Source organism: Tardiphaga sp. (assembly GCF_028290785.1).
Classification (GTDB): domain Bacteria; phylum Pseudomonadota; class Alphaproteobacteria; order Rhizobiales; family Xanthobacteraceae; genus Tardiphaga.
The window spans coordinates 1-7,127 of the sequence record NZ_JAQGJD010000368.1 but is presented as its reverse complement, the minus strand read 5'-3'; the positions used below and the strand labels follow the sequence as shown (position 1 = coordinate 7,127).

The window sequence follows — 7,127 nt, the reverse complement described above, 5'->3', positions numbered from 1 at the left end:
ATGCGGTTACTTAGAGAGCACCTTCCATAAGCTATATGCTATTTCTGGGTCTGCATCAAAGACTCGGAGATCGACATGCTCAGGCTCGACAAGTTCGAACGCTACCCGCTGACCTATGGCCCCACGCCCATCGAGCACCTGCCAAGGATGACCGAGGCGCTCGGCGGCAAGGTGCAGATCTACGCCAAGCGCGACGACTGCAACTCCGGCCTCGCCATGGGTGGCAACAAGCTGCGCAAGCTCGAATACATCGTGCCCGATGCGATCGCGTCCAACGCCGACACGCTGGTGTCGATCGGCGGCGTGCAGTCCAACCATACCCGCCTGGTCGCGGCCACCGCGGCCAAGATCGGCATGAAGTGCGTCGTGGTGCAGGAGAGCTGGGTCCCGCACGAGGATGCCGTCTATGACCGGGTCGGCAACATCATGATGACGCGATTGATGGGCGCCGACAGCCGGATTGTCCCCGACGGATTCGACATCGGCATCCGCAAGAGCTGGGAAGACGCCATCCAGTCCGTGAAGGATTCCGGCGGCAAGCCTTACGGAATCCCGGCCGGGGCGTCGGTGCACAAGTATGGCGGATTGGGCTATGTTGGTTTCGCCGAGGAAGTCCGCGCCCAGGAAGCGCAGATGGGCATCACCTTCGACTATATCATCGTCTGCGTCGTCACCGGATCGACCCAGGCGGGCATGATCGTCGGCTTCGCGGCCGACAACCGCGCCGATCGCGTGATCGGCATCGATGCCTCCGGCACGCCTGCGCAGACGCGGACCCAGGTCCGTGAAATCGTCGATCGCACCGCGGAGCTGGTCGAACTCGGCCGCGCGGTTCGCGACGACGAGATCGTCATTCTCGGCGACTACGCCTATCCCGCTTACGGCGTGCCGAGCCACGAGACCAACGAGGCGATCCGCTTCGCGGCGCGGACCGAGGCGATGATCACCGACCCGGTCTATGAGGGAAAGTCCATGCAAGGCATGATGGACCTCGTCAAGAAAGGGTTCTTTCCGGATGGCTCCAAGGTTCTCTACGCCCATCTCGGCGGCGCCCCGGCGCTGAACGGCTACAGCTACACCTATCGGAACGGGTAACGCAGCAGGGCAGCTCGTACAGGACTGCTCGCAGCTAAGTCCGTCCCACATCGCTCGGCGCCGCGCCCACCGGCGGGCCGCCGGGCGGGCGGTGCAGGAAAGTGATGGTCGCGAAGGCGCCGAGCCACGAGCCGACGGCGGCGAATGCCACGTAGAGCCAGTTTTCGGTGTAGCTGATCACCGCATAGGACGAGAGCACGTACCAGACACTGCTCCATGTCGCGGCCGGCACGCGCCGGCGTGCGACCACCGCGGAGGTGAACATCACATAGACCGCGTCGGTTGCGGCGGTTGCCAGCAAGACGCCGGTAGCGGTCAACGGATCGATGGCGGCCATGTTGTCCTCCTCGTGGAATGCCATGAATTGCGTTGGCAGGATTGCCGGCGCGGACGTATCAGTTGAAATCGAATCCGCGCTGCGTGCAAAGGAAAGGAGCGGCGATGCAGACCATTCGCGAGATCCTCGCCGCTCTCTGGACCGACGCCGGTGGCGACGCGGCCGCGCTTGAGGCTGTCACGCTCACCGGCAACGAGCCGCAATTGCCGTCGTCGTTTCGCGTAGGTGCCGCGGCGCAGGTCGGTATTGCGGCGGCCGGCCTGGCTGCGGCGGAGATCTGGCGGCAACGCAGCGGGCAGTCGCAGGGTGTCAGCGTCGATATGCGCCACGCGGTGGTCGAATGCCGCTCCGAGCGCTATCTGCGCCGCGACGGCCAACCGCCGCCGCCAGCCTGGGACGCCATCGCCGGGGTCTACCAAACCGGTGGCGGAAAATTCGTCCGGCTGCACACCAACTTCCTGCATCATCGCGATGCCGTCTGCCAGGTGCTGAACTGCATCCCCGAACGCAACGCCGTGCAAGTCGCATTGCTGTCGTGGGATGGCGAAGCCTTCGAGACTGCCGCCTATGCCGCCGGTGGCGTCGTCGCGCTGATGCGTTCCTACGACGAATGGCAGGCACTGCCGCAGGCCAGGGCCATCGCCAAGCTACCATTGGTCGAGATCACCCGGATAGGTGATGCCGACCCCAGGCCTTGGCCATCCGGCGACCGTCCGCTTGCGGGCCTGCGCGTGCTCGATCTGTCTCGCGTCATTGCGGGTCCGGTCGCCGGCCGCACCCTGGCGGCGCACGGCGCCGACGTGATGCTGGTATCCGCCCCCGACCTGCCGGTGATCCCGTGGCTGACCATCGACACCGGCCGCGGCAAGCTTTCAACATTTGCCGACCTGAAAACCGCGCAGGGCGCCGACGCCTTGCGCAGTCTGCTGGCCGAGGCCGACATCTTCTCGCAGGGCTACCGCCCGCAGGCGCTGGCCGCGCTCGGCTTCTCGCCGGAGGACGTCGCCGCCATCCGCCCGGGCATCGTCTACGTCTCGCTGTCCGCCTACGGCCGCGCCGGGCCCTGGGCCGGGCGCCGCGGCTTCGATTCGCTGGTGCAGTGCGCCACCGGCTTCAACCATGCCGAAGGGCAGGCGGCGGGTGTCGAGGGGCCGAAAGAATTGCCGGCGCAGATGCTCGATCACGCCACCGGCTATCTGATGGCATTCGGCGCCATGATGGCCAAAGCGCGCCAGGCCAAGCAGGGCGGCAGCTGGCATGTCCAGGTGTCGCTGGCGCGCACCGGCCAATGGCTGTGGGATATGGGCCGGCTCGCCGACGGTCTCGCCGCGCCGGATCTGAAAGCTGGCGATGTCGCCGGTTTTATCGAACCGACGCCCTCCGGCTTCGGCGTGCTGTCGGCGGTTCGTCATGCCGCCGTGCTATCGCAAACCCCGGCATCGTGGTCGCGTCCGGCGGTGCCGCTTGGGAGCCATGCGCCGCGCTGGCCGGACCGCACATGAAAGCCGTTCGCAGCCTTGCAAACTTTTAACCGAGATTCGTAGGCGTACATGCGTTTTTAGATTGTTTGAACCGCCAGATGCGCACTATTAGCGCTGGGACGAGACAAAACGCCGCGGATTGAGCGCGCCTCCGACATGGATCTTCGAGTGACGAATTTTATCGAACGATTTCCGATGCTTAGCAGAAAGCGCGTGATTGCGGGCGTGGCCGTCGTCGCCGTTGTTGCGATCGGTGCATTCACGTTCATGCGAGCTGCCGAAACGCCGCGCCGAAATTCCGAGGTGTCCAGTCAGTCGCGCAAGAACCCGCAGCGCTACACCACCACGCCGGCGGAGTGGGCCAGCCTGACCATCGAGCCCGTTACCGCGCATGCCTTCCGCGCCGAGCACGTCACCGAGGGCAAGATCGCCGTCGATGAAGACAAATCGACGCCGGTGTTCTCGCCCTATGCCGGGCGGGTGACCAAGCTGCTCGCCAAGCCCGGGGACAGCGTCAAACAGGGCCAGCCGCTGTTCGTCATCGAAGCCGCCGACACCGTGGGGGCGCAGAACGACTTCGTTACCGCCGTGACCGGCCTTAACAAGGCGAAGTCGCAACTCGAACTGGCGCAGATTCAGAACAAGCGCGCCCAGGATCTGTTCGAAGGCAAGGCCGTGCCGCTGAAGGACTACCAGCAGAGCCAGGCCACGCTGTTCCAGGCGCAGAACGACCAGCGCTCGGCCGAGACCGCGCTGGAAGCCTCGCGCAACCGGTTGCGCATTCTCGGCCTGTCCGAAGAGGCCATCACCGCGTTCCAGGAAAAGGGCCGCATCAATCCCGAGACCACCATCTATGCGCCGCTCGCCGGCACCGTCGTGCAGCGCAAGATCGGCCCCGGGCAATATGTCTCCTCCGGCGCCAGCGATCCGGTGTTCGTGATCGGCGACCTTTCCAGCGTCTGGCTCACCGCCTTCGTGCGCGAGACCGAGGCCGCGGCGGTCGAACTCGGCCAGGAGATGAGTTTTAGCGTGCTGGCGCTGCCCGGCCGCGTGCTGACCGGCAAGATCAACTATGTCGCCACCGCGCTCGATCCGGCGACCCGTCGGCTGCAGGTGCGCGCGACGCTCGACAACAGCGCCGGCCTGTTGAAGCCGGAGATGTTCGCCACGGTGACGATCTACGCTCCCGGCGACCAGCCGACGGTGGGCGTACCCCGCCAGGCGCTGATCTATGAAGGCGACCAGGTCCGGCTCTGGGTGGCCCATGACAAGGACAAGACCATCGAACTGCGCCAGATCAAGACCGGTCTGACCAATGGCAACCTTGTCGAAGTCTCCGGCAACCTGCGGCCGGGCGAACGCATCGTCACCAAGGGCAGCCTGTTCATCGACCGCGCGGCGTCCGCCAGCTAACTCCCAGCTTCGGCTTTTCTGAAAGGTCCGATCTGGATGGATCGTCTCGTTGCTCTTGCCGTCAACCGCCGTTTTCTAATGGTGGGGCTGTTTCTCGCCGTGATGATCGGCGGCCTGTTCGCGTTCAACCAGCTCAACATCGAGGCCTATCCCGATCCGACGCCGCCGATGGTCGACATCGTCACGCAGTCGCCCGGCCTGTCGTCGGAGGAGATCGAACGCTACATCACGATCCCCATCGAAACCCAGGTCGCCGGCATCAAGAACCTGAAGACGATCCGTACCATCTCGCTGTACGGCCTGTCCGACGTCAAGCTGCAGTTCTCGTTCGACTACACCTATGACGAGGCGCTGCAGCAGGTGCTGAACCGGCTGTCGCAGTTGTCGCCACTGCCGGGCAACGTGCAGCCGGGCATCTCGCCGCTGTCAGCGATCGGCGAAATCTATCGCTACCGCCTGGTCGGACCGCCGAACTACAGCGTGCTCGATCTCAAGACCTTGCAGGACTGGGTGCTGCAGCGACGTTTCCGCTCGGTGCCGGGCGTCATCGACGTCACCGGCTGGGGCGGCAAGACCAAGACCTACGAGATCCAGGTCGATTTCAACAAGCTGGTGGCCTACGGCCTAACGCTGCCGCAATTGCTGACGGCGGTTGGCAACGCCAATATCAATGTCGGCGGCAACACCGTCAATATCGGCGCGCAGTCCGCCGTGGTCCGCGGCGTCGGCCTGATCCGCTCCATCGACGATCTCGCCAGCACCATGATCTCGCAAACCAACGGCAACCCGGTGTTGGTCAAGGACGTCGCGACCGTCTCCGTCGGCGAGAAGCCGCGGCTGGGTATCGCCGGCCTCAACATGGACGACGACATCGTCCAGGGCATCGTGCTGATGCGCCGCGGCGAGAAGAGCTCGCCGACCATCACCCGAGTCGAGCAGACGGTTCATGCCATCAACAACTCCAGCATCCTGCCGCCCGGCGTGCATATCGAGCGCATCTACGACCGCAAGGACCTGATCGACATCACCACCCACACCGTGTTGCACAACATGGTGGTCGGTATCCTGCTCATCGTGCTGCTGCAGTGGATGTTCCTCGGCAACCTGCGCAGCGCGCTGATCGTCGGCGCCACGATTCCGTTCGCGCTGTTCTTTGCCGTGATCATCCTGGTGCTGCGGGGCGAATCCGCCAACTTGCTGTCGGTCGGCGCCATCGACTTCGGCCTGATCGTCGACGGCACGGTGATCATGGTCGAAGCGATCTTCCGCCGGCTGTCGCATACCACCGAACTGTCCGAGGCCGAGGCCAGCCACATCTCGCCTGAGACTGTGATGGGCATGAAGAAGCACGGCATCCTCAGCGCATCCTCCGACGTGTCGCGCTCGATCTTCTTTGCCGCTGCGATCATCATCGCCGCGTTCCTGCCGTTGTTCACGCTGTCCGGCGTCGAGGGCAACATCTTCGGGCCGATGGCGCGGACCTACGCCTATGCGCTGGCCGGCGGCCTGATCGCCACCTTCACCATCACCCCGGCATTATCGGCCATCATCCTGCCGGCCCACGTGCAGGAAACCGAAACCTGGATCATGCGGCAGCTGCACAAGGCTTACATGCCGGTGCTGAACTGGGCCGTCGGCAGCCGCAAGCTGGTGATGGGCGCTGGCCTCGCGCTGGTGGTGCTGACGATCATTCTGGCGCGTCTGCTCGGCCTCGAGTTCCTGCCGAAGCTGGAAGAGGGCAACCTGTGGATCCGCGCCACGTTGCCGCCGACCATCTCGCTGCAGGAAGGCAACAGCTACGTCAACGAGATGCGCAAGATCATCCGCGCGCAGCCCGAGGTGGAATCCGTGGTGTCGCAGCACGGTCGCCCCGATGACGGCACCGACGCCGCCGGCCTGTTCAACGCCGAGTTTTTCGCGCCGCTGAAACCGTCCACCGAATGGCCGGCCCCGCAGGACAAGGACGCGCTCACGGCGCGGCTTCTGAAAGAGCTGCAGGACAGATTCCCCGGCGTCGAATTCAACTTCTCGCAATACCTGCAGGACAACGTCTCGGAAGCCGTCTCCGGCGTGAAGGGCGAGAACTCCATCAAGCTGTTCGGCAACGATCTGGAGGCGCTGACCGTCACCGCCAACAAGATCAAGTCGGTGCTATCAACCGTGCAGGGCGTCACCGATCTCGCGGTGTTCACCTCGCTGGGCCAGCCGACCATCCAGATCGACATCGACCGCGCCAAGGCCGCGCGTTACGGCCTGGCGCCCGGCGACATCAATGCCACCATCAAAACGGCGATCGGCGGCGACAGCGCCGGCGATCTCTACGAGCCCGGCTCCGACCGTCACTTCCCGATCATCGTTCGCCTGGCGCCGGAATATCGCAAGAGTGCCGAAGCCATCCAGAACCTGCGGATCGGCGCGCCCGGCCCGAACGGCACGGTGACGCAGATTCCGCTCAGCGAAGTCGCCTCCATCAACCTGGTGTCGGGCGCGGCCTATATCTACCGCGAGAACCAGGAGCGCTATTTGCCGATCAAGTTCTCGGTGCGCGAGCGCGATCTCGGCAGCGCGATCACCGAAGCGCAGGACAAGGTCGCCACCCAGGTGCAACTGCCGCCCGGCTCTCGCGCGGAATGGGTCGGCGAGTTCGGCAATCTGCAGGACGCCATCAAGCGGCTGTCGATCGTGGTGCCGATCAGCCTCGCGCTGATCGCGGTGCTGCTGTGGTTCAATTTCGGCTCGATGGTCGATACGTTGCTGGCGATGAGCGTGATCCCGATGGCGATCTTCGGCGGCGTGCTCGG

5 protein-coding genes are annotated in these 7,127 nt (G+C 64.7%); 4 read left to right on the top strand and 1 reads right to left on the bottom strand.

The genetic code is table 11. From position 1 onward, the window contains the following. Positions 1 to 75: 75 nt before the first annotated feature. Positions 76 to 1,095 carry a 1-aminocyclopropane-1-carboxylate deaminase gene (locus tag JWR89_RS23435; protein ID WP_299720561.1) on the top strand — a complete coding sequence of 340 codons (1,020 nt, stop codon included), beginning with the start codon at positions 76 to 78 and terminating at the stop codon, positions 1,093 to 1,095. Positions 1,096 to 1,129: 34 nt separating this feature from the next. Here JWR89_RS23435 and JWR89_RS23430 read toward each other — a convergent pair whose 3' ends face one another. Next, the gene (locus JWR89_RS23430; protein ID WP_299720560.1) at positions 1,130 to 1,432 is read right to left on the bottom strand and encodes a hypothetical protein; all 303 of its coding nucleotides are present in this window, start codon (positions 1,430 to 1,432) and stop codon (positions 1,130 to 1,132) included. Positions 1,433 to 1,536: 104 nt separating this feature from the next. Here JWR89_RS23430 and JWR89_RS23425 point away from each other — a divergent pair, with 104 nt between their 5' ends. From JWR89_RS23425 to JWR89_RS23415, 3 genes are all read left to right on the top strand, one after another. Continuing rightward, positions 1,537 to 2,934 carry a CoA transferase gene (locus JWR89_RS23425; protein WP_299720559.1) on the top strand — a complete coding sequence of 466 codons (1,398 nt, stop codon included), beginning with the start codon at positions 1,537 to 1,539 and terminating at the stop codon, positions 2,932 to 2,934. A 135-nt stretch (positions 2,935 to 3,069) separates the two neighbouring features. Further along, a complete protein-coding gene (locus tag JWR89_RS23420) occupies positions 3,070 to 4,326 on the top strand; it encodes an efflux RND transporter periplasmic adaptor subunit (protein ID WP_299720558.1) in 1,257 nt (418 codons plus the stop codon). 36 nt (positions 4,327 to 4,362) lie between these two features. Beyond that, a partial coding sequence (locus tag JWR89_RS23415; protein WP_299720557.1) for a CusA/CzcA family heavy metal efflux RND transporter occupies positions 4,363 to 7,127 on the top strand: 2,765 nt, incomplete at its 3' end.